The organism is Parendozoicomonas sp. Alg238-R29, from assembly GCF_947331445.1.
Taxonomy (GTDB): domain Bacteria; phylum Pseudomonadota; class Gammaproteobacteria; order Pseudomonadales; family Endozoicomonadaceae; genus Sansalvadorimonas.
This window is the reverse complement of the sequence record NZ_CAMZOG010000075.1, coordinates 1-22,818: the sequence shown is the minus strand read 5'-3', so window position 1 is coordinate 22,818 and position 22,818 is coordinate 1. Positions and strand designations below refer to the sequence as shown.

Sequence of the window (22,818 nt, the reverse complement as noted above, 5' to 3'; positions counted from 1 at the left end):
GCGGGAAACGAGATTCGAACTCGCGACCCCAACCTTGGCAAGGTTGTGCTCTACCAGCTGAGCTATTCCCGCATTTCGTCTTTCTGCCTAGACTTCCCCAGAAGACGAGCGCTATTTTATGAATCTACGCTTATATGTCAATACGCTGATATATAAAGAGTTTTATTTATCTTCTTTAAAAGGGGTGAGATCAGGCCATGCCGCTTTCAAATACACAATCATCGACCAAATAGTCAGAACTGCAGCCACCAGCAAAAGCATTAAACCAGCAAACCCCACCAACCCTTCGCCCAACTCATTCCCCTTAGTCAGCAGAAGCAAAGTAATAGAGCCCATCTGCGCCGTGGTTTTCAGCTTGCCAATAAAGTTAACCGCCACGCTGGTGCGTTTGCCGAGCTCTGCCATCCACTCACGCAGTGCAGAGATCACAATTTCACGACTGATAATAATAAGGCCAGGGATCGTCATCATCGGGCTATCAAATTTTTCAATAAGAATCGCCAGAGCGACGGCCACCATCACCTTATCAGCGACCGGATCAAGAAAGGCACCAAATGGTGTTGTCTGGTTCAGACGGCGAGCCAGATAACCATCAAACCAGTCGGTGAACGACGCCACCATAAAGACAACAGCTGCCACAAGATAAGTCCATTGGAATGGCAGGTAATGAATCACCACGATTACCGGGATCAACAGCAGACGAATAAGGGTAAGTATGTTCGGAATATTCATGGTGTACGGCTTAAGTCCTTGATCTTGGGCGTACTGCCCGAAGGCAAGTCTACCAGACTTGCCCACCGTAATGGCATAGCAAAAAAAACGAGTTTCAACCGGCACTCAGAGCATCGTGTATTTGCTGGGCCATAGCTTGACTAACGCCCTGCACTTTCGACAACTCCTCAACCGTAGCTTCCCTTACACCTTTGACACTGCCAAAGAACGACAGCAAAGCTGCCCTTCTCTTTGCGCCAACACCGGGAATATCTTCCAACTGGGAGCGGGCTCGCTTTTTATCTCGCCTCTGACGATGACCGGTAATGGCAAATCGGTGGGACTCATCCCGCACCTGCTGCACGAGGTGCAGACCCGGTGTGGAAGCATCCAGAGCGTACTCTTTATTGGTGCGTCCGTTAATCAGCACTTCCAGCCCCGGCTTCCTGGTTTCACCCTTTGCCACACCAAATACAGTAATATGATCCAGCTGCAAACTGCTCATCACTTCCATAGCCTTATTCAGCTGCCCTAACCCACCATCAATCAATAAAAGATCAGGCAGCACACCCTCTTCTCTTAAAACCCGGCAGTAGCGGCGTTCAACGGCCTGATGAATAGCGGCATAATCATCCCCGGGAGTAATACCGCTGATATTAAAACGTCGGTAATCACTCTTGCGGGCACCCTCCTGATCGAAGACCACACAGGAAGCTACTGTGCCTTCACCCATGGTATGACTGATATCGAAACACTCGATACGTTCCGGCATAGAGTTGAGAGACAACGCCTGCTGAAGCGAAAGGAAACGCTCATAAATATTACGACGATCGGCAAGATGGGATGTCAGCGTATGGCGGGCATTACGTTCAGCCAGTGCCAGCCAGTCTTTTCTCTGGCCTCTGACTTTATGGCGCAGGGTCACAGCCTTGCCCGCCACAGAACGAACTGCCTCTGACAGCGCTTCATGCCCAGCAATTGCCACGGGAAGAATAATATCCCGGGGGAAGTCACGGCGCCCTGCAAGGCTGATATAGAACTGCCCCAGAAAGCTTTCAAGGTTTTCGGCAAGACCATCTTCGTGACTAAAATCAGGAAAGAAATGCCGCGTTCCCAGAACCTGACCCCGGCGCACAAACATTACCAGCACACAACTTCCACCCGGCTCACTCACAACCCCGACAATATCAGCATCACCAGAATCCACTGCAATCACCTGCTTCTCCTGCACCTTACGCAGATAGTGAATACTGTCTCGATAATCTGCGGCTGCTTCAAACTCCAATTTTTCGGAAGCCTGCTCCATACGGGAAATCAGATCGTAAATAAGCTCCTGATTCTTTCCCTCCAGAAATCCGATGGAATCCTGCACATCCTGCAAGTATTCACCCTCATCAACCAGATCAACACAAGGGCCTTTACAGCGCTGAATCTGGTATTGAAGACACGGACGGGTACGGTTACGAAAATAACTGTCTTCACATTGCCGCACCCGGAAAACCTTTTGCAACAGCACCAGACTCTCTCGAGCTGCACCAGAACTGGGATAAGGACCAAAGTAACGCCCTTTCTTTCGCTTGGCGCCACGATGCAGGGCCAGGCGTGGCCAGCGCCCTTCCGACAGGAAAATAAATGGATAGGATTTGTCATCCCTGAGCAGAATATTATAAGGGGGGCGATTGTCCTTGATTAGATTCTGCTCAAGGATCAGCGCCTCCCCTTCGCTATTGGTAACAATGGTTTCGATGGAACGAATTTTCTCAACCATCGCCGTTGTTTTAACACTGCGCCCCTGAGGGCGAAAATAACTGGCCAGCCTTTTCTTCAGGGATTTGGCTTTACCTACATAGAGCTTTTCTCCGTTTCCATCCAACATCTGATACACGCCAGGTTGTTCCGATGCTGTTCTCAAAAAAGCTTTATGGTCAAAAGGTGAAGTAGATTGCGATGACATACAGGCAGGCCAAAAAAGTTCTGTATAAGGAGTCGAGAACTCTAGAGTACCTCTCAGGCTCACTTCAGAAAAGCATCCCAGCACGGCTTTGCTAGACTCACAACAATCACCACCCTCAAGGATGAGATCAGTGAAACTGTTCAAGGTCATTAGCTGCGCGCTTATACTCAGCTCTTCCGCATACTTGTACGCCGCCCCGACACCTCTTGAAAAGCCTGCAACACAGTCAAAGAAGGACATAAAGATTGCAGAGAGAAAAGAGCGCCTCTCCAAAGAGATGCGACCGCTGGCACTAAGTTATGGTTCAACGACTGCAGCCTGGAACCGCCACTCCATAGGGCGCCTCACTCTTGGCTTCCGCTATATGCTGCGAGATCACTATCTGGCTTGGCTGGAGATGGGCCGCAAAGCTGAGCCCAAGAAAAGCTATGAGAGTTTCATGAAAGAAGCCATAAAAGAACTTGAGACCAGCACCCACGAGCGCTCTATGAATATCACTCAACAGGCGGCTCCCACAGCAATACTAACCAGCGAATTCACTAACAAAATAAAAGAATGGACAACAAAACAAGCCTCCGGAAGATTTTACAATGGCAGCAACACTTCACCAGAAGATGCCGTGTTTGCTTGTATTCAATCTCAACCGACAGGAAGTACGGAAAGCGTCCTCAGGCAAACCAGTGAAACCTGTGAGCCTGGAGTTGACGCCATGAGTCACTGGCATGAAAACCTGGAAGGAAAAACCAGAAAACAATTAATGGAGAGGATGAAAACCTACACGTCTATGTTTATTACCTTTCTGGAAACTGGCCTGAATTTTTCTCTATACCGGGAGATGGTGCAACATCGCTCAGCATTCCGATATCACCTTAATATTATGTTCGATACCGGCATGCTGCCGGAAACCATTTCGGAACGTCTTTACCAAGACGGCGTGTATTTCGAAGTGGTACATAACAAAGTTCGCTACCACTTCAAAAAGAAACAGGTGGGCGTCCCAACGCCAACCGCTAAATAACGTCAGCTGACGACATCCAGCGCGCCCTTCTCTTGGGGAGGGCCAACTTCTACCAAGCCATAGCGAATGGCCAGCCTCGCCAGAGCAACGTCATTCTTCACACTTAGCTTTTCAAAAATCCGATAGCGATAGCTGTTCACGGTTTTGGTTTCAATTTTCATTTGTTCAGCAATGTGTGAAACCTTGAAACAATCGATGACCATCATTGCCACCTGAAACTCCTGAGGTGACAACGCATCAAAGGGATTGGAAGTTTGGGTAAAGGATTGAACAGCAATCTCTTGGGCGATATTGGGACAGATATAACGCTGGCCGGAATAAACACTGTTTATTGCCCGTACCATCTCTTGAAGATCACCACCTTTAGTGAGATAACCCCAGGCACCAGCTTCAAGAATTTTTCGAGAATGAACGGCATCATCCAATGCGGATAGAGCGATAACTTTAGCGTCAGGACAACTGGCCGCCAAACGACGAGTGGCTTCTAACCCCCCCCATACCCGGCATCCGGATATCCATCAAAACTATGTCGACAGGTGTTGTACGACAGAAGGCCTGAACGTCTTCACCTGAACATGCTTCCCCGACAACATCAACACCCTGGATATCTGCCAGCATGCGAACAAGACCACACCTTACAAGCTCATGGTCATCTGCTACCAGAACACGAATGAGAGCCACAAAGCACCCCATATATTATCGTTATTAGTAGTGGCATCCTGCCGTTTACATCCAAACATCATTTTCATTTCCCCAGAGAGAAACAGAGAAATGCAAAGAAACAGCATACCACTTCAAGGGGGCTGGTAAATAGCTTCAGAAAAATAACAACAGCCTCCAAAAAGGCTGCTGTTATTTAGATGGGGCTAGTTTCAGGCAACAACTGCCAGAACTTCCACTTCAAAAACCAATACAGAGTATGGAGGGATGGAGCCAGCGCCATTAGCGCCGTAAGCCAGATCCTGAGGAATAAACAACTTGAACTTGTCGCCTACAACCATCAGCTGCAGAGCTTCAACCCAACCTGCGATAACACCAGTAACAGGGAACTCAGCTGGATCGTTACGTGCAACGGAGCTATCGAAAACAGTACCGTCAATCATGGTACCGTGATAGTGAACACGAACAGTATTGTCTTTAGAAACAGCTTCACCGTCGCCTTTTATCAGAACTTCGTACTGCAGGCCGGATTCCGTCGTTGTTACACCTTCACGGGCAGCATTATCAGCCAGAAAATCGTTACCAGCCGCGATAGCATCAGCAGACTGGGCTTCGGAAGCTTCCTGCATTTTCTTGGTGATAATCTGGAAAGCTTCATTGATAGCTTCTGGAGCAACGGCCATCTCCTCACCATTCAGGGAATCCGCTAAGCCTTGCTGAACAGCAGCGATATCCAGACCTTCAAAAGTCTGACGGGCAAGCTGGTCACCCATTTGACGACCGATACCGTAGCTGGCTTTTTGTTCCATGGATTCGTATTGAGACATTGACAACACTTCGTTTTGTTGGAAAAGCTCGGAGTCTGCTGGAAACAGGTCATAAATTCAAGATCAGGAATAACTACCAGAAAGAGAAAGACGGGAGAAGAGCTGCCATTCACACCCGAAAAAAGGATTTGAATGGCAGGACTTTAATGAGAGGTACTAAACGACACCAGGCTCTGTTGACATCAAAGATCAGACATCGGTATATCCAAAGCTATTGCGACTCCCTCTCCATAAGCTTTGTCTGCCTGCATACAGTGGCAGATATGACGCAATTGAATATCCTTAGGCGCATCACCAATGGAACGGGCGGTGTTTTCAAACAATAACTTTTGCTGCCCAGCAGACATCAGCCGGAACAAATCACCAGCCTGGGTGAAATAGTCTTTATCCTCCCGGTGATCCCAGTGAGCAGCAGCTCCACTCAGTTCGAGAGGTGGCTCGCCATATTCTGGCTGCTCCCGCCATTCCCCTTCACTGTTGGGCTCGTAACCAATGGTGCTGCCATAGTTACCATCTACCCGCATCTGACCATCACGGTGGTAACCATGAACCGGGCAATGGGGAGCATTAACAGGAATAGAATTATGATTCACACCCAGTCGGTAACGCTGGGCATCACCATAAGAAAACAGGCGCCCCTGGAGCATTTTATCTGGTGAGAAACCGATACCAGGAACAATACTCGCCGGGTTGAATGCAGATTGCTCTACTTCAGCAAAGTAGTTTTCAGGGTTACGATTCAGCTCCATAACACCCACATCCATTAATGGGTAATCCTTATGAGGCCAAACCTTGGTCAGATCAAAGGGATTATAAGAAACCTCCGCGGCAGCCGCCTCCGACATCACCTGAACCTTAAGATTCCATTTTGGATAATCGCCCTTCTCAATGCTTTCAAACAGGTCCTTCTGATGACTTTCCCGGTCTTTACCCACCAGTTTCTCTGACTCCTCATCGGTCAGATTCTTTATACCTTGTTGTGATTTCAGGTGGAACTTCACCCAGAAGCGTTCATTGTCTGCATTAATAAAGCTGAAGGTGTGACTACCAAAACCATGCATATGACGGTAGGTGGCAGGAATCCCCCTGTCACTCATAACAATAGTGATTTGATGAAGCGCTTCGGGCAATGACGTCCAAAAATCCCAGTTATTCCTGGCGCTGCGCATATTGGTTTTTGGGTCACGCTTCACGGCATGATTGAGATCCGGAAACTTCAGCGGATCACGAAGGAAAAACACAGGCGTGTTATTGCCGACAAGATCCCAGTTCCCTTCTTCCGTATAGAATTTCACGGCAAAGCCACGAATATCCCTTTCTGCATCGGCAGCGCCACGCTCTCCAGCAACGGTTGAGAAACGGACAAAAAGATCGGTTTTCTTACCAACCTCTGAAAAGATATTTGCCTTGGTAAACTTGGAAATATCATGAGTAACAGTAAAGGTGCCATAGGCTCCAGAACCTTTGGCATGCATACGCCTTTCGGGAATAACCTCTCGATCAAAATGCGCAAGCTTCTCTAAAAACCACACATCCTGTAGAAGTTGAGGACCTCTTGAACCAGCCGTCATTACATCTTGATTATGGGCGACCGGGCAACCAGTGACTGTTGTCAGTTTTTTACCAGCCATCAATAACTACCCCTCTGTCATCTTCCTGTGTAAGTTGTTACATGATGAGCAAATCAAAAGAATCCACCAGCGGATAATTTCCCTCATCAGAACAGCATAGAAGCATAGAGAGCCATTGGGGCATCAATGTTAATCCAATACAGTTAATACCTATAAAGACCAACTACATTTTCGCAAACGACAGTAAAACACTGACAACCACGCACCAGGCAACCACGCGGAGTGCCGACTGTTTCCAAACGGCAAGCATGGCAAAACCTATCAACACGACTGCCAAATCAGCGCCATCTTTAACTCCGGATGTGAACACTGGATCATACAGAGCAGCCCCCAACAACCCGACAACAGCAGCATTTACACCTGCAATCACACGCCCTGCCATTCTATTGTGAGAGATAGACTGCCATAGCGGCAACGCAGCAGAAACCAGCAGAAAACCAGGCACAAACATAAACAATAGTGCTACAGAAGCACCAGCCACACTACCAAATTCATTCGGCACAATGGCACCGAGGTAAGCAGAAAAAGAAAACATCGGCCCAGGAATAGCCTGTGATGCACCATAGCCTGCTAAAAAGCTTTCGCTGCCTACCCAACCACTGGCAACAACAGAGTCTTCAAGCAACGGCAGAACAACATGCCCGCCACCAAACACCAAGGCTCCTGCTCTATAAAAAGCATTCGCCAACCCCAACAATCTGGAATGATCAGCAAACAACGTCAGGGCAATAAAAAAGAGGACAAACAAAACCAAAAGAGCCAGGCCGGTACGCTTACCATAAGAAACTTTGAGAGAGACCTGGGCTTCCGCCGTCACCTCCCGACACAACCAAATTCCAGCGGCAGCCCCACCAAGCACAACCAAGATTTGAACCCAGGCCGAACCCACCAGCAACAGAACACCGGCCGCAACAACAGCAATACTGCGCCGTTGAGTATCTGGGCATAACTTCTTAAACATACCCAAAACGGCATCCGCCACTACGGCACAAGCCACCAGCTTCAAACCATGAATAGCCGCCTCACCAACCGAACCTGAGAGATAAGGAAGAGCTGAGGCAAAAGCAACCAGTAACAGCGCAGAAGGAAGTGTAAAGCCTATAAAAGCAGCCAGGGCGCCAAACCAACCAGAACGCAGTAATCCCAAAGCAAATCCAAGCTGACTACTGGCCGGGCCGGGCAAAAACTGACAAATAGCCAGCAACTGAGCATATTGGCTTTCGCTCACCCAGCGCTGTTTTTCTACCAATTCCTTATGAAAGTAACCAAGATGGGCGACAGGGCCACCAAAAGAAGTCAAACCAAGCTTTAGAAATGTACCAAATACATTGGCAATACTGCCCGAGGCATCTTTAGGATTGTTGGACTGCGATAATGAAGTATTCATCAGACACCATACTCCCGTTCAACCCTGCTGATTCTTACCTTGAATTCTGAATACCACTGCTCGCGACCAAGCTGTCGGGCTTCGCAATGTTCAACATTTTTCTTCCATGCCTGAATCGATTCGAGGTCTTGCCAGTAGGAAACAGTAACCCCCATGCTTTCCCGTGCTGATTCCACACCGAGAAAACCTGGCTGCTCTGAAGCCAGCTCAACCATACGAGTAGCCATATCGCCGTAGCCATTATCTCCTTCTGTGCGAATTGAAGAAAAAATAACAGCAAAATACGGCGGCTTTGGTGTTTTCGCCAGAAAACTCACACGTCCACCCTCGTTTTTCATTTTTATTTTTCTGATAAACAGATGAAAGAACTGTCAGTCGACATCTTCATCATCTCCATCGGGAATTACAGCACCAACAACCCTAGTATCAACCCTGAAATGCAACAGTACCCTTCACTGTCACGGCCACAACATCAACAGCAGTTGATACCACAGCATCGGTTACGGCAACAACCGTACATCCATTTAAAAACGACAAACAGAGTAATAATTTTTTTCATGGAGGAAGAGCAAACACATCTCAACAGAAGAACCATTCCACTGCCATAACAGTTAGCAGGGAAACCTGCTGAGAATAACCTGAGCTTTCAAGCTCTGCCCACTCCCGATTATTACCTGCTTTTTCTGTGCCACAGCAACCCAAACAAAAGTTTTGGACACTAAAAAACCCGCATCAAAAAGCTGATACGGGTTTTCTGCACAGGGCCAGTGCAATACTACATTTATTACTACACCAAGAGTTAAACCTTGCCGGTCATCTCTGGTACAGCTTCAAACAAATCAGCAACCAGACCGTAGTCTGCCACCTGGAAGATAGGAGCTTCTTCATCCTTGTTGATAGCAACAATGATTTTGGACTCTTTCATACCCGCCAAATGCTGGATGGCACCAGAGATACCAACAGCCACGTACAGTTCAGGAGCAACGATCTTGCCGGTTTGACCAACCTGCATATCGTTAGGCACAAAGCCGGCGTCAACAGCCGCACGGGATGCACCAACAGCCGCACCCAGTTTGTCTGCCAGACTGTAGAGAATTTCAAAGTTCTCACCGTTACCCATACCACGACCACCGGAAACTACGATACCGGCAGCAGCCAGTTCCGGACGGTCAGACTTGGCCAGTTCTTCACCAACAAAGGCAGAAGTACCGGCATCATGGGCAGCACCCAGCTGTTCAACAGCAGCAGAACCGCCAGTGGCAGCAGCTTTATCGAACGCAGTACCACGAACAGTGATCACTTTCACAGCCGCAGAAGACTGAACCGTTGCGATAGCGTTACCAGCATAGATTGGACGTTTGAAAGTATCGGCACTTTCAACGCTAACAATGTCAGAAATCTGATCCACGTCCAGCAGAGCCGCTACGCGAGGCAGAATATTCTTACCGTTAGTGGTCGCAGGAGCCATGATATGACTGTAATCCTTACCGACTTCAGCAATCAGCAAGCTCACGTTTTCAGCCAGTTGGTTCTCAAAGGAAGCGCTGTCGGCAACCAGAACCTTGCTTACACCATCAACCTGAGCAGCTGCTTCCGCTACAGAACCACAGGAGGTACCAGCAACCAGTACATCCACATCTCCACCAACTGCTTTGGCAGCGGTTACTACAGCCAGCGTCGCTGCATTCAGGCTGGCATTGTCGTGTTCAGCTATTACCAGAATGCTCATCAGATCACCTTCGCCTCATTCTTGAGTTTCTCAACCAGCTCATCCACGCTGCCAACCTTAATACCGGCCTGACGTTCAGCAGGAGCTTCTACTTTCAGTTGAGTAATAGTCGAGGCAGTTTCTACGCCGTACTCAGCAGGAGTCTTCACAGCCAAAGGTTTGCGCTTGGCCTTCATGATGTTAGGTAGTGAAGCATAACGAGGCTCATTCAAACGCAGATCAGTGGTCACAATCGCAGGCAGGTTCAGCGCAACAGTTTGCAGACCACCATCAATTTCACGAGTGACATTCACTTTGCCGTCAGCCACTTTCACTTCAGAAGCGAAAGTACCCTGAGGCAGACCTGCCAGTGCAGCCAGCATCTGGCCAGTCTGGTTGTTATCACTATCGATAGCCTGCTTGCCAAGGATAACAAGCTCAGGCTTTTCTTCTTCGTAAACTGCTTTCAGCAGCTTGGCAACAGCCAGAGAGTCGAGTTTGTCTTCAGTTTCTACCTGAATACCACGGTCAGCACCCAGCGCCAGAGCGGTACGAATCTGCTCCTGGCAAGCTTTAGGACCCATGGACACTACGACGATTTCAGTGGCAACACCCTGCTCTTTTAACCGCACGGCTTCTTCAACGGCGATTTCGCAGAAAGGGTTGATGGCCATTTTTACGTTGGTCAGATCAACATCTGTATTGTCAGACTTAACGCGAACCTTGACGTTGTAGTCGATTACGCGTTTGACAGCTACAAGAACCTTCATATGTATGCAGCCTTCCTTTTCGTTGTTGGGCTGGAGCGGTTTGTGAGTACAACCGCTGCCCTGCATCAAAAGAGCAGGCGCAGGCTACTCACCCCCTTCGCGGGACTGATTGTATCAGCAGCACAGTACGTATTCAAACGCATGTTTGACACACAACTACCTATGCCGCCCTGCATCAATAAAGGAGACAAATAAATAAACAAAGAATTTTTATATACGTAGTTGCCGTTGGCACTCGCTGAAGTCGCCAGTATAATGCGGAAAAAATTTAAACGAGCGTTTGACTCGAACAAGTCTACATTCGCCGTATTGCCCAAGCAGGAGGTCTGTCATGGAACGTGAATCCATGGAATTTGATGTTGTCATCGTTGGCGGTGGCCCGTCAGGTCTGTCCGCAGCCTGTCGTCTGATGCAACAGGCTCAAGAAGCCGAGCAGGAACTGACTGTCTGCCTGGTAGAGAAAGGTTCAGAAGTTGGTGCCCATATTCTTTCCGGCGCTGTCTTTGAACCCCGCGCATTAAATGAGCTCTTTCCAGACTGGAAAGAAAAAGGTGCTCCCCTCAACACCCCGGTCACCGGCGATGAAATTCACTACCTGACCGGACCTGAGAGTGGCAAGAAATTCCCCGCTTTCATGACTCACAAAACCATGCACAATGAAGGCAACTACATTATCAGCCTTGGTAACCTGTGCCGCTGGTTGGGTGAGCAGGCAGAACAACTGGGTGTAGAAATCTTCCCTGGTTTTGCCGCTCAGGAAGCCATCGTTGAAGATGGTGTCGTCAAAGGCATCATTACCGGCGACATGGGTATTGCCGAAGATGGCTCCCATAAAGACAGCTACATGCCTGGCATGGAGCTGCGCGCAAAGTACACCCTGTTTGCCGAAGGTTGCCGTGGTCATATCGGTAAGAAACTGATTAATGACTTCAAACTCGACGAAGGCAAAGATCCTTCCCACTATGGTATCGGTATTAAAGAGCTGTGGGATATCCCTGCCGAGAAGCACCAGCCTGGCCTCGTTCTACACTCTGCAGGCTGGCCTCTGACGGAAAGCGGCTCTACTGGCGGTAGTTTCCTGTATCACCTGGAAAACAATCAGGTGGTTGTTGGTCTAATCACCGACCTGAACTACTCCAACCCACACGTTAGCCCATTCGATGAATTCCAGCGTCTGAAGACCAACCCTCTTTATAAGCAATACCTTGAGGGTGGCAAGCGTGTTTCCTACGGTGCCCGCGCCCTCAACAAGGGAGGTCTGCAATCATTGCCCAAGATGACGTTCCCAGGCGGCCTGCTGATTGGTTGCGATGCCGGCACCATGAACAATGCCAAGATCAAAGGCTCTCACACCGCCATGAAGTCCGGCATGCTGGCGGCTGAGTCTGTGTTTTCAGCGTTTAAAGGTGGTGACGAAGGTGGTAAGGAACTTACCGCATTTACTACTGCTTTTGAAAGTTCCTGGCTCCACGAAGAACTGCACGCCCAACGTAACTTTGGCCCACTGCTCCACAAGTTTGGTGCCTTTATGGGTGGCGCTATCGCTTGGTTTGATATCAACATCTTCAACGGCAAACTACCTTTCACTCTGCGTGATCCATCTGCGGATTACGCTCAGATGAAACCAGCTTCCGAGTGTCCGAAGATTGATTATCCAAAGCCAGACGGCAAGCTGATCTTCAACAAGCTGGATTCTGTTTTCCTGTCCAGCACCAACCATGAAGAAGATCAGAAATGTCACCTGCAGCTGAAAGATGCTGATTTGCCAATTCGCGATAATCTGCCGAAGTTTGATGAACCCGCCCAGCGCTACTGCCCGGCCGGTGTTTATGAAGTGGTTGATAATGATGACGGCAGCCAACGCTTCCAGATCAACTCACAGAACTGCGTACACTGTAAAACCTGTGATATTAAGGATCCAGCCCAGAATATCACCTGGGTAACACCAGAAGGTGCTGGCGGCCCGAATTATCCAAACATGTAAGCGCTCTACTTTTTGGAAGCCCAACACTCGTTGGGCTTCCTTACTACATAACCGCCTTACTGCCTATAAGCTTCTACTCCCATGGAATGGGAGGAACAGTCATAGGGGCAGTTACAGCTATCAGCCCCTATCTGGGAACAACTCTCTTCCCATAATACTGACACCGTAACCACTTATTAGCATGACAATAGGGCAACCATGCATTTTCCAACCTCGACAAGTGGCTTTAGAAAGAGAGAGTAAGAGCTAATCTAAATCTCCAGAGGGTACTGGAGCTATCGGATAAAACTCTCCACAACTCTCAACCCCATACCACTTCGTCTTTCCCATACTGTGCACCTCAGCGATACCCACAAGCTCATAAAACACATTACGATGGATACGAGCTTCCAGCCGATCCCTGACAAGGATATAAGGAGCAGGTTCTTCCGTATCAGGAGCCAGCTCAACGCGCAGAGGATGTGCGCAATCAATGACAACCTCATCTCCCACATTGGTCACAAACTTTAAAGCAGGCTGCCCATCAACCTCGATAGCCTCCACCGATATTGCAACAAAGGGGACATCCTCAACCTGAATACCAACCTTCTCAACCGGCGTCACCAGAAAGTAATCATCATCGTCCCGACGCAAAACCGTAGAAAACAGCCGGACCATACGCTCACGGCCGATGGGGCTATTCATATAGTGCCAAGAGCCATCGCGCTTGATCACCATATCAATATCGCCACAGAACGGCGGATTCCATTTATGAACAGGAGGTAAGCCCCCCTTCTTGCTGGCCTCTGCCACTTGTTCCAGCAAGCCACCCGCTCTGTCTTTTTTATCTGTCACAGGATTGCCCTCTCCCCGTCATATTACGGCAATAATTCTCTGCCATTTTGCTGATGATATGCGCCAATCTTTACGAAGTCAGTATATGAGGTGCAATACAACAAAATCGAGGAACTCGACAATGATTCAGGGAAGAATCCGGCGCAGTCTCTTCAAACCATGGTCCAAGCCATGGAAAATGTTCAGCCACGCTGTTTTTGATAAAGCCTGCCAGTGGCTGATTCAAGAAACCCCGATTACCACCACAGTGACCGATTACGAAGAACTGCGCCATGAATTGAAACCAGGCGATGTTGTTCTGGTGGAAGGCCGGTCCAGAGTTGCACGTATTATCCAGAGGCTGACTATGAGCCGGTGGAGCCATGCCGTTCTGTATATTGGCCGCTTGGATGATATTGAAGGAGATAAGCTGAAAAGGGCGGTGATCCGCCACTTCGACCGATCGAGCAGCTCAAAGCGTAACCCGCAACTTATTATTGAAAGTGAACTGGGCATCGGCACTGTTGTTCGCCCTCTTCTCACTTATAAGGGTGAGCACCTTCGTATTTGCCGCCCCGATGGGCTGGCTCCCCAAGATCGTAACCGGGTTCTGGCATTTGCCGCTTCACGACTAGGGCAAGCTTATGACATCCGGCAGATTCTGGATTTGCTCAGGCTGAGCATGCCGGCTGGAGTTCTAAGCCGCTGGCGATCAGTACTATTCCAAAACACGGAAATCCTCCAGCCGACACCAAAAACAACCTGCGCCACACTGATCGCCGAAGCCTTTAGTTTTGTAAATTTCCCGGTCAGACCACTGGTTATGCAAGACAAAGAAAAAGGACATCGCCTGTACCAGCGCAACCCTCTTTACTGCACGCCGGGAGATTTTGATTACTCCCCCTGGTTTCAGATAATGAAATTCCCCTCTTCTGAAACCAGCTCTCGGGGTTTTTACCATAAATTGCCGTGGCAACAGGGTGCTCACCAGAACGATAAACTTGAACACGCTCACCTTGATGGCCAGGCACTGGCAAAACTGAAGAGGAGTCGAGAGAGACAACTTCACTAATGAATAAAAAATAAACCTGCCAGAAGTGGAATAGACAGAAATACCTGCTAATTATTGAGAATCATTCTCAAAGAAGCCATGGTACTTCCGTGAAAAACAGGCATTTTTCTCTATTTTTTGATGCAGAAGGCACTTTTTTTTCATCTATCCGAAGATCCATTCGCATATTTTGCCTGTTAACTCTGGCTACACCAGTCATAGGTTACACAAAGGTTACTGAGCTGTTTCCCAAGGGCGCTCCGGCTTCATTTCAGATAAACGAGCAGGCCTCAGTAAATGGCACACCTTTGGCTACCATCAAACTGCAGGGGCTTCCAGGTACATACCCTCGCCTCGCCCCCCTGGACAAAAACGCAAGACCAGACTGCCATCAGCTTCAAGAGGAGCTTCTCGACACCTTCAAACTCGATCATAGTCAGATGACCTTTGCGTGCAGCCGAGCTCCGAGGGCGGAAACGGCCATTTCCTTAACATTAAAAGAAAAGCCTGAATGGAAGCTGGCTCGCATAACTTGGAATACCGGCTGGATAACTCTCACCGGCACCCTGAAATCTTCAATATCCGTCGATAAGGAGCAGGTTCAGGATCTATTAAGCAATCAGAATAAAATGTTGGAAACGTCTTCATTGCTAGCAAAAAAGTGGCCGGGGCTGGGGATGGATAACAAGAGTTTACCTGCCTCGGCCTGGGCATTTCTAACCGGCAGTAAAGGCGCATTATTCAATGGACTTGTTGTTGCCTGGCACGGATTTGAGCTTTACAACCACGGTACAGATTCGCTTCATGCGCTAAAGAACGGCAAGATGAGCAGCCTTTCCTTCAATCTTCTAGCCCTAATACTTCATACTCTGGAAGGCCTTGAACATGCAGACAATACTGCTCTAGGAAACTATGCTCACCTGAACTTTCGGGGCGATATCATCAAAGCTAGCCCAGCTCCGCATGCCACAAACATATCACTGTCCGGAACATCTCTTTTATTGGCTGTTGCCGGGTTGTTAACCCATGACCACGATCATGGCGGTGGTCACAGCCATGGTGGGCATGACCATGCCCCTTCAAAAATCGGTACGGCTATCTATATCTTTGAGCGCCTTCATATTCTGCATCATCTCTACGAATTTTCAGACGCTCTCAGCAGCTGGTACTACGGCGAAGATCCCCACGAACACCACCATTAAATCACATAAAGGGCGACCTCACAGTCGCCCTTCAAATATTCTAAATAGCAGCCATAAAACAAATACCGAAAATCAGGAAATAACGCCCGGTTAACGGCGGGAGCTCAACAAGGCGTTTACGCTCAGATTGCTTTCGAACCCCCTTCAAAAGGTACACCGGCTTTTTCAAGGCCAGCACGGGGAGAATCATCAAAAAGGGAAAGGATAATGCTCCGGAAAAACCAATAAGCAATGCCGATACCAGAGCCGCCACACCTAACAGCTGATAAACAACAGAAGATGCACCATAGCCAATCCGCACAGTAAAGGTGCCAATACCGTTGCTGATATCTTCCTCAACATCCCGCAGCTCGTTAGCCAGCAGCAACATACTGGAAATCAAACTGACAGGAACGGAATACAGGAAAATATTTCCACCGAGATTACCAGTCACAGCCAAATAACTGCCAGCCACCATCAAAACACCGGTAAACAGAAATACACCAACAACACCAAACCCCCGGTTTTTATAAGCAACTGGTGATGCCGTGTAGAAATAACCTCCCAGGAGCCCCAACAAACCAATCAGGAAAAGTTTCCAACCGGCATGAAAAGCCAGCATCACACCCATCAACCCTGCAACTACCGACATTGCAGCCGCAATTTTGGTGTTTCTTTTTATCATTTCAATGATATTACTGGCGTACAGGTCATCCCGACCAGACCAGAGCGCAATATCGGCATAATCATTAAACAGGTTGACCGCCCCCTGAAGAAGAATACCAGCTATCAACACCAGAGCTGCACGAAAAAAGTCGCCCTCACCTGCACCGTAAGCCAAAGCAATGCCCAAACCACATGTCACCACAGCCACACTGAGCGAGAATGGCCGGAGAGCCCGCATAAAAAAATACTTTGCGGGACCTGGAATATGTAAAGCCTCTGAACTCATTGCAGTGATTCTCCCTGTAAGAAACCGAGGAAATAATAGTGAAGTCTGTACGGCTCGCCTACCCGCAGACACCGTAATCATCACAGATTTCAAATCACAGCCCTGCCTGCATGACCAACAAACATAGCGGAAGCAGCAGCTCTCACATAAACACCTATAGTTTCAGGCAGGACAATCACAACAAAAGGTTCAGCCTTGACCTTTATTCCAAGAATAATTGCTTTATTAAGCAGCATTATTTTCTCTGCCTGCGTCTTTGCTGAACCCCAGAAGGATGCTGGTGATATTACCTTCTCACACGCAGTCGCACTCCATGGCAAACCAAAGCATGGAGTGGGTATGAAACATTTTGAGTATGTAAACCCGAACGCACCTAAAGGAGGAACTCTGAATGTTTCCCAAATTGGCAGCTTTGATAGCTTTAATTTGTACGGACCAAACGGAAAGTCGCCCTACGGCCTGTTTTATACTAACGACACCCTTCTTTCGCGTAGCTGGAATGAACCATTAACGAAGTATGGGGTAATTGCAGAAAAGATTGAGCGCCCTGCTGACAACAACTGGATTGCATTTTATATTAACTCTGCTGCCCGCTTTCATGACGGACAACCAGTGACTGCTGAGGATATTGTATTCAGCTTTAAAGTATTGACAGAGAAAGGAAATTTATTCTGGCGGCAATTTTATCAGGACATTGCCAGTGTAGAGGCCACTTCAACCTATCGCGTTCTTTTTACCTTCAAACACAACAAAAACCGGGAGCTTCCTTTACTCCTTGGCCAGCTTCCAGTGCTGGCAAGTCACTGGTGGAAAGAACGGGATTTCAGCGAAACCACTCTCGATATACCTGTGAGCAGCGGGCCTTACAGAATTCATCGCTTCCAGCCCGGCCGTTTCGTTGAGTACAAAAGAAACCCCGACTACTGGGCCAAAGATCATCCAGTCAATGTTGGCCGATTTAATTTTGATATTATCCGCTACGACTTTTTCCGCGATAACAATGTCGCTATGGAAGCGGTGAACAGTGGCGAACTTAACTGGCGCATGGAGAGCGACCCCAGATTCTGGGAGAAAGGCTATAACCGTAAAGCCCTTGAGGAGGGCATACTCATCAAGGGCAGTTGGGTGAACCACAACCCACAGACACTCTCACTGGTATTTAATAGCCGCAAGCCATTGTTTCAAGATATTCGGGTCAGGGAAGCCATTGCCTCTCTTCTGGATGTAGATTGGGTCATAAGCCATCTCCTTCATAATTCATCCCATCGTGCCAACAGCCTGTTTGCCGGTACCGAGCTCGCCTCAACTGAGCTTCCGAAGAATAATGAGCTAACTTTACTCTCTCAGTGGAAAGACCAACTACCTCCTCGACTGTTTAATGAGAGATGGCCTCCGGTTGCTAACAGAAGCAAACGAGAAAAGCTGAAGTATGCATTGAACCTTTTCAAACAGGCCGGTTACTCCCTTAAAAACAGTAAGATGACTAATCAAGGCGGGCAACCTGTTGTGATGGAAATACTATTGGGTGATCCAAGTCTTGAACGCCTTATTCAAGGGCAAGTACAACGCCTTGCCGAGGCTGGCATAGAGATGCATTTGCGCACAGTAGAAAGTTCACGCTATCTCAAACATATCAAAAACCTGGATTACGACATTATTCTGCATACCTTCCGCCACACCCCCTCACCTGGACAGGAACAGATAAGCTTCTGGGGAAGTGAAGGCAGGGATGAACCCGGCACGTTAAATTTTGCCGGTGTTAACAATCCTGCAGCCGATGGAATTACCCGACGCATTCCATCGGCTCAAAGCTGGTCTGAACTGGTGACACTGGTTCATGCCCTGGATCGTGTTCTACTGTGGGACTTTAAGGTAATCCCTCTGCTGTATAATCCAAACTGGCAGGTGATTTACAGCAACAAACTGGCTCACCCTGACCAAATGCCCAAATACAGTATTGAAAGAACAACATGGTGGGCCATTCCTGAGTCTAAACTGTAATCGACACTAAAATCCTAGAATCATAACAACGTATCTGTGAATGGCTGCATATATCCTCCGTCGTCTGTTATTACTGGTTCCAACACTGCTGGGAATCCTGCTTCTGAATTTTGTTATTGTGCAGGCCGCTCCAGGTGGCCCGGTAGAGCAGATGATTGCCCAGCTGGAAGGCTTTGATGTCGGCGCAACAAGCCGCATTAGCGGTGTCAACGATGCAGATGCACAACTCAACACACTGGAATTTAACGAATACAAGGGCAGCCGTGCACTCTCTCCTGAACTCATCAAGCTTATAGAGAAACAATATGGTTTCGACCGCCCTGCTCCAGAACGCTTCTTAAAGATGGTGAAAGACTATATCACTTTCGATCTTGGCCAGAGTTTCTACCGCACCATTGAAGTGACTGATCTGATTATGGAAAAGTTACCGGTTTCCATGTCTTTAGGCCTGTGGAGCACTTTTCTTGTTTATCTGATATCCATACCTTTAGGAATTACCAAAGCTATAAAACACGGAACAGCTTTCGACGGCTGGAGCAGCCTTATTATTACCACTGGCTACGCCATACCGGGTTTCCTGTTCGCCATGCTGCTGGTTATTCTGTTTGCAGGAGGCTCTTACTGGCAGATATTTCCCCTCAGAGGACTCACCTCAGACAATTTCGAGCAACTAAGCTGGGCAGCACAGCTGTCTGATTATGCTTGGCATATGATACTTCCAATTACCGCTTTGGTTATTGGAAGCTTTGCGACACTAACCCTTCTCACCAGAAACGCATTTTTAGAAGAAATACACCATCAATATACCGTCACAGCTCGCTCCAAAGGCTTAACGGAGCAACAAGTTTTGTTTCGACATATTTTCCGCAATGCTATGCTGCTAGTGATCTCAGGTTTGCCAGCGGCTTTGCTTAGTATTCTGTTCACTAACAGCTTGCTTATTGAGATTATTTTCTCTCTTGATGGTTTAGGTCTGCTAGGGTTTGAAGCCGTTATTCAGAGAGATTATCCGGTTGTTTTCGGCACACTCTATGTATTCACTCTGTTGGGACTGCTAATAAAACTTGTCGGCGATATCACTTATGTAGTGATTGACCCTCGTATTCATTTTGAAGCGAGGACAACACTATGAAGCGATTCCTTAACCCTCTTAACCAGAAACGCTGGAAAGTCTTTTGCAACCACCGGCGCGGCTATATATCACTATGGCTATTTCTAGCTGTTTTCATAATCAGCCTGCTTGCCGACGTTCTTGCCAATAATCGTCCACTACTGATTTTTTATCAGGGAAAAGTTTTTACTCCTTTTATAAACAGCTACCCAGAAACAGCTTTTGGGGGGGAACTGGAACTGGAACCAGACTGGCAGGATGACTATATCAGCCAACATATCGAGGCTAATGGCGGAATCATCATCAAAGCTTTGATTCCATTCAGTTACAACTCAATCAATTATCAGCGGCCAGCACCAGCACGCCCATCTTCGGAAAACTGGTTGGGAACCGATGACCAGGGGCGGGATGTTCTAGCCCGTGCTCTTTATGGATTAAGAACCTCCATATTATTCGGACTCACTCTCACACTTGGCAGCACACTGCTCGGGATAACAGCCGGTGCGCTTCAAGGCTACTACGGAGGGGCTGTCGACCTTGCCGGACAACGTTTTTTGGAAATCTGGTCAGGTCTGCCCGTGCTCTATCTTTTAATCATACTTTCCGGGCTAATTGATACCGGCTTTTGGTCACTACTTATTATTCTTCTGTTGTTTTCCTGGATGCCACTCGTTGATTTGGTTAGGGCAGAATTTTTAAAAGCAAAAAACTATGAATACGTCCTGTCTGCACGAGCCATGGGCGTTCAAACCCACAGAATCATTACCAAGCACATTCTTCCTAATGCTCTGGTTTCAACCTTAACCTACCTGCCATTTATTCTGTGCGGTGCCATTACTACTTTGGCTTCTCTGGACTTTCTAGGTTTTGGGTTACCCGCAGGCTCACCATCTCTCGGAGAATTGATTGCTCAAGGTAAAAATAACCTTCAAGCGCCATGGTTGGGAGTTACTGCATTTGTAATTACATCTTCTTTGCTGATTCTACTGGTCTTCATTGGTGAAGGCGTACGGGATGCTCTCGATCCGAGGATCATCCATGACTGAACCGCTACTTGAAATGCAAGGTGTATCTATTTTTCTCAATAAGCAGAAGAAGAAGCTGGTCAGCAATATTAATTTAAAGGTTTATCCAGGGAAAACTCTGGCTCTAGTGGGGGATTCCGGCGCAGGGAAATCTTTGACAGCCTACAGTATTCCCAGCCTCTTGCCAGAACAGATGTCCGTCACAGGAAGGATTATATTTAACAATCAGGATCTCCTTTCATTACCACCACAGAAAATCAGAGATATTCGCGGCTGCAGTGTCAGTATGATCTTTCAGGAACCTATGTCATCTCTGAACCCCCTACATACCGTTGGTAAACAGGTGCAGGAAAACCTGATTCTTCACAGTGGATTAACAAGAGTAGAAGCCAGAAAGAGCACCATCGACCTGTTCCAGGACGTTGAACTACCGTATCCAGAAAATATGATTGACCGTTTCCCGCATCAACTCTCTGGCGGACAACGGCAACGGATTATGCTTGCTATGGCAATTGCCAATAAGCCGAAACTTTTGATTGCAGACGAACCGACTACTGCCTTGGATGTCACTGTAGAACAGCAAGTTCTCAAGCTGATCAGAAAAATTCAGGACAAGTACCATATGGCTGTACTGTTCATCACCCATGACCTTGGCATTGTGAAGCGCTACAGCAACTCTATTTGTGTGATGTCCAACGGAAAAATCATTGAGCAGGGAGAAACAGAAAGTGTTTTTCAAAGCCCTAAGCAGAAAATCACACAGGAACTTATCAGCAGCCAACCATCAGGGAAGCCTCACCCAATTTCTAACGGACATGAACTGATTCTCCACCTGACAAATTTCAAAGCCTGGTATCAAAATACCCGTTCATGGTTTCGAAAGCCAAAGATCAATCCTGTAGTAAACAACATTACTCTTGCGTTAAAACCCGGTGAAACCCTTGGACTTGTTGGGGAAAGCGGATCTGGGAAAACATCTCTCGGGTTGGCGATTCTACGCATGTTAAGTTCAGAAGGAGAAATACATTTCAAGGAGTTTCCTGTACATCAACTCAACGAAAAAAGTTTTCGCCCTATTCGAAAAGATATTCAGCTGGTGTTCCAAGATCCATTTGGCAGCTTAAGCCCAAGAATGACCGTAAAGAATATCCTCGAAGAAGGATTGATTATTCATACTGAACTTAATGAACAGATGAGACACCAGTTAATACTCAGTACCCTTGAGGAAATCGGTTTCGATGAAACAATTCTGGAACGATACCCTCACGAATTTTCAGGAGGACAGCGCCAGCGAATCGCCCTTGCCAGAGCGATTGTATTGAGACCTTCCTTGATAATTTTGGATGAACCGACGTCATCTCTTGATCGTAGATTACAACTTCAGCTGATAGACCTACTAAGAACTCTGCAGAAAAATCACAACATTGCTTATATATTCATCAGCCACGACTTATCTGTAGTACGAGTAATGAGTCATCGAATAGCCGTACTTAAAAATGGGGAAATAATAGAGAGAGGCGTTACTGAAGAACTCCTCGAGAACCCTCAGCATCTATATACCAAAGCTCTTTTGGATGCAGCATTTTCACACTGATCTTCCCAAACAGTTAAACTTGTTTTGCTTCTACATTGAGCGTTTTTATACGCGCGAGTAGGATTATTTGAGTAAGAATTATTAAAATATGATTGTATAATAGGAATTTAAATAGTTTTAAGGAAAAGATGAAGAACCGTTTTAACGTACTCTTTAGCAATACTAATTACTAGTAAATACGCAGATTCACCTGTAAGGATCAGCAGGAAAGAGAGAAAGAAGATGGCGTCAGGTGCAGTAAAAATTATTTCCCAATATAAAGCAAAAACCCCAGTTACACTCCTACTAAGGAGAACGCAACTGGGGTTTCGCAGCCTTGAGCGAACTCAAGAAGAATTAAAGCCTGGCGATGACCTACTCTCACATGGGGAAGCCCCACACTACCATCGGCGATGCTTCGTTTCACTGCTGAGTTCGGGATGGGATCAGGTGGTTCCAAA

At 47.6% G+C, this 22,818-nt stretch carries 19 protein-coding genes, 1 tRNA gene, 1 rRNA gene and 1 pseudogene; 8 read left to right on the top strand and 14 right to left on the bottom strand.

Annotation, left to right across the window (positions count from 1 at the left end; genetic code table 11):
• The 3 genes from QMA35_RS16640 to uvrC all read right to left on the bottom strand — a co-directional run bounded on the left by QMA35_RS16640 (position 1) and on the right by uvrC (position 2,665).
• Positions 1-72 (bottom strand) — tRNA-Gly (locus tag QMA35_RS16640).
• A 90-nt stretch (positions 73-162) separates the two neighbouring features.
• Positions 163-732, bottom strand: a complete 570-nt coding sequence (pgsA, locus tag QMA35_RS16635; protein ID WP_281648277.1) for a CDP-diacylglycerol--glycerol-3-phosphate 3-phosphatidyltransferase — start codon at positions 730-732, stop codon at positions 163-165.
• A gap of 94 nt (positions 733-826) precedes the next feature.
• Entirely contained in the window at positions 827-2,665 is a 1,839-nt protein-coding gene (gene uvrC / locus QMA35_RS16630; protein WP_281648275.1) for an excinuclease ABC subunit UvrC, read from the bottom strand.
• Between the two features lie 130 nt (positions 2,666-2,795).
• Here uvrC and QMA35_RS16625 point away from each other — a divergent pair, with 130 nt between their 5' ends.
• On the top strand, positions 2,796-3,683 hold the full coding sequence (locus QMA35_RS16625; RefSeq protein ID WP_281648274.1) for a hypothetical protein: 888 nt from the start codon (positions 2,796-2,798) through the stop codon (positions 3,681-3,683).
• 2 nt (positions 3,684-3,685) lie between these two features.
• Here the strand turns inward: QMA35_RS16625 and QMA35_RS16620 are convergent.
• The 7 genes and pseudogenes from QMA35_RS16620 to QMA35_RS16590 form a co-directional block, all read right to left on the bottom strand.
• Positions 3,686-4,376, bottom strand: a pseudogene (locus tag QMA35_RS16620) (response regulator).
• A 179-nt stretch (positions 4,377-4,555) separates the two neighbouring features.
• A complete protein-coding gene (locus QMA35_RS16615; protein WP_348650957.1) occupies positions 4,556-5,170 on the bottom strand; it encodes an FKBP-type peptidyl-prolyl cis-trans isomerase in 615 nt (204 codons plus the stop codon).
• Positions 5,171-5,352: 182 nt separating this feature from the next.
• Positions 5,353-6,801, bottom strand: a complete 1,449-nt coding sequence (locus tag QMA35_RS16610; RefSeq protein ID WP_281648273.1) for a catalase — start codon at positions 6,799-6,801, stop codon at positions 5,353-5,355.
• A 163-nt stretch (positions 6,802-6,964) separates the two neighbouring features.
• Positions 6,965-8,188, bottom strand: a complete 1,224-nt coding sequence (chrA, locus tag QMA35_RS16605) for a chromate efflux transporter (protein ID WP_281648272.1) — start codon at positions 8,186-8,188, stop codon at positions 6,965-6,967.
• The gene (locus QMA35_RS16600; RefSeq protein ID WP_281648271.1) at positions 8,188-8,526 is read right to left on the bottom strand and encodes an antibiotic biosynthesis monooxygenase; all 339 of its coding nucleotides are present in this window, start codon (positions 8,524-8,526) and stop codon (positions 8,188-8,190) included. Before QMA35_RS16600 ends, chrA begins: the two co-directional genes overlap by 1 nt.
• A 461-nt stretch (positions 8,527-8,987) precedes the next feature.
• Entirely contained in the window at positions 8,988-9,917 is a 930-nt protein-coding gene (locus QMA35_RS16595) for an FAD-binding protein (protein ID WP_281648270.1), read from the bottom strand.
• Positions 9,917-10,666 (bottom strand): electron transfer flavoprotein subunit beta/FixA family protein, encoded by a 750-nt coding sequence (locus QMA35_RS16590; protein WP_281648269.1) that lies wholly within the window; start codon positions 10,664-10,666, stop codon positions 9,917-9,919. The genes QMA35_RS16595 and QMA35_RS16590 overlap by 1 nt, the downstream gene beginning before the upstream one ends.
• A 331-nt stretch (positions 10,667-10,997) precedes the next feature.
• Here QMA35_RS16590 and QMA35_RS16585 point away from each other — a divergent pair, with 331 nt between their 5' ends.
• Positions 10,998-12,650 carry an electron transfer flavoprotein-ubiquinone oxidoreductase gene (locus tag QMA35_RS16585; RefSeq protein WP_281648268.1) on the top strand — a complete coding sequence of 551 codons (1,653 nt, stop codon included), beginning with the start codon at positions 10,998-11,000 and terminating at the stop codon, positions 12,648-12,650.
• Between the two features lie 246 nt (positions 12,651-12,896).
• Here the strand turns inward: QMA35_RS16585 and QMA35_RS16580 are convergent, their stop codons facing one another.
• Positions 12,897-13,454: a DUF1285 domain-containing protein gene (locus QMA35_RS16580; protein ID WP_348650958.1), complete on the bottom strand. Its 558-nt coding sequence runs from the start codon at positions 13,452-13,454 to the stop codon at positions 12,897-12,899.
• 151 nt (positions 13,455-13,605) lie between these two features.
• On the opposite strand from QMA35_RS16580, the gene QMA35_RS16575 reads away from it, so the two are divergent.
• Both QMA35_RS16575 and QMA35_RS16570 read left to right on the top strand, forming a co-directional pair.
• On the top strand, positions 13,606-14,535 hold the full coding sequence (locus tag QMA35_RS16575) for a hypothetical protein (protein WP_281648266.1): 930 nt from the start codon (positions 13,606-13,608) through the stop codon (positions 14,533-14,535).
• An 89-nt stretch (positions 14,536-14,624) separates the two neighbouring features.
• Entirely contained in the window at positions 14,625-15,716 is a 1,092-nt protein-coding gene (locus QMA35_RS16570) for a hypothetical protein (protein WP_281648265.1), read from the top strand.
• Between the two features lie 40 nt (positions 15,717-15,756).
• Here QMA35_RS16570 and QMA35_RS16565 read toward each other — a convergent pair whose 3' ends face one another.
• Positions 15,757-16,647, bottom strand: a complete 891-nt coding sequence (locus QMA35_RS16565; protein ID WP_281648264.1) for a prenyltransferase — start codon at positions 16,645-16,647, stop codon at positions 15,757-15,759.
• An 89-nt stretch (positions 16,648-16,736) separates the two neighbouring features.
• Entirely contained in the window at positions 16,737-16,883 is a 147-nt protein-coding gene (locus QMA35_RS16560) for a hypothetical protein (protein WP_281648263.1), read from the bottom strand.
• 103 nt (positions 16,884-16,986) lie between these two features.
• Between QMA35_RS16560 and QMA35_RS16555 the strand changes: the two genes are divergently transcribed.
• From QMA35_RS16555 to QMA35_RS16540, 4 genes are read left to right on the top strand one after another with little or no spacing between them, the layout of a single operon-like run.
• Entirely contained in the window at positions 16,987-18,648 is a 1,662-nt protein-coding gene (locus QMA35_RS16555; protein WP_281648262.1) for an extracellular solute-binding protein, read from the top strand.
• A gap of 40 nt (positions 18,649-18,688) precedes the next feature.
• Positions 18,689-19,780 carry a microcin C ABC transporter permease YejB gene (gene yejB / locus QMA35_RS16550; RefSeq protein WP_281648261.1) on the top strand — a complete coding sequence of 364 codons (1,092 nt, stop codon included), beginning with the start codon at positions 18,689-18,691 and terminating at the stop codon, positions 19,778-19,780.
• Positions 19,777-20,805 carry an ABC transporter permease gene (locus QMA35_RS16545; RefSeq protein ID WP_281648260.1) on the top strand — a complete coding sequence of 343 codons (1,029 nt, stop codon included), beginning with the start codon at positions 19,777-19,779 and terminating at the stop codon, positions 20,803-20,805. The genes yejB and QMA35_RS16545 overlap by 4 nt, the downstream gene beginning before the upstream one ends.
• Positions 20,798-22,378, top strand: a complete 1,581-nt coding sequence (locus QMA35_RS16540; RefSeq protein ID WP_281648259.1) for a dipeptide ABC transporter ATP-binding protein — start codon at positions 20,798-20,800, stop codon at positions 22,376-22,378. Before QMA35_RS16545 ends, QMA35_RS16540 begins: the two co-directional genes overlap by 8 nt.
• 341 nt (positions 22,379-22,719) lie before the next feature.
• On the opposite strand, the gene rrf is transcribed toward QMA35_RS16540, so the two are convergent.
• Positions 22,720-22,818: ribosomal RNA gene (rrf, locus tag QMA35_RS16535) — 5S ribosomal RNA — on the bottom strand; the annotation flags it as partial.

Coding starts and splice junctions, on each gene's coding strand:
- QMA35_RS16540 (WP_281648259.1), top strand. CDS start 20,798: ATGACTGAACCGCTACTTGAAATGCAAGGTGTATCTATTTTTCTCAAT.
- QMA35_RS16565 (WP_281648264.1), bottom strand. CDS start 16,647: ATGAGTTCAGAGGCTTTACATATTCCAGGTCCCGCAAAGTATTTTTTT.
- QMA35_RS16590 (WP_281648269.1), bottom strand. CDS start 10,666: ATGAAGGTTCTTGTAGCTGTCAAACGCGTAATCGACTACAACGTCAAG.
- QMA35_RS16615 (WP_348650957.1), bottom strand. CDS start 5,170: ATGTCTCAATACGAATCCATGGAACAAAAAGCCAGCTACGGTATCGGT.
- pgsA (WP_281648277.1), bottom strand. CDS start 732: ATGAATATTCCGAACATACTTACCCTTATTCGTCTGCTGTTGATCCCG.
- QMA35_RS16555 (WP_281648262.1), top strand. CDS start 16,987: ATGAAACATTTTGAGTATGTAAACCCGAACGCACCTAAAGGAGGAACT.
- uvrC (WP_281648275.1), bottom strand. CDS start 2,665: ATGTCATCGCAATCTACTTCACCTTTTGACCATAAAGCTTTTTTGAGA.
- QMA35_RS16610 (WP_281648273.1), bottom strand. CDS start 6,801: ATGGCTGGTAAAAAACTGACAACAGTCACTGGTTGCCCGGTCGCCCAT.
- yejB (WP_281648261.1), top strand. CDS start 18,689: ATGGCTGCATATATCCTCCGTCGTCTGTTATTACTGGTTCCAACACTG.
- QMA35_RS16585 (WP_281648268.1), top strand. CDS start 10,998: ATGGAACGTGAATCCATGGAATTTGATGTTGTCATCGTTGGCGGTGGC.
- QMA35_RS16545 (WP_281648260.1), top strand. CDS start 19,777: ATGAAGCGATTCCTTAACCCTCTTAACCAGAAACGCTGGAAAGTCTTT.
- QMA35_RS16575 (WP_281648266.1), top strand. CDS start 13,606: ATGATTCAGGGAAGAATCCGGCGCAGTCTCTTCAAACCATGGTCCAAG.
- chrA (WP_281648272.1), bottom strand. CDS start 8,188: ATGAATACTTCATTATCGCAGTCCAACAATCCTAAAGATGCCTCGGGC.
- QMA35_RS16600 (WP_281648271.1), bottom strand. CDS start 8,526: ATGAAAAACGAGGGTGGACGTGTGAGTTTTCTGGCGAAAACACCAAAG.
- QMA35_RS16560 (WP_281648263.1), bottom strand. CDS start 16,883: ATGCTGCTTAATAAAGCAATTATTCTTGGAATAAAGGTCAAGGCTGAA.
- QMA35_RS16595 (WP_281648270.1), bottom strand. CDS start 9,917: ATGAGCATTCTGGTAATAGCTGAACACGACAATGCCAGCCTGAATGCA.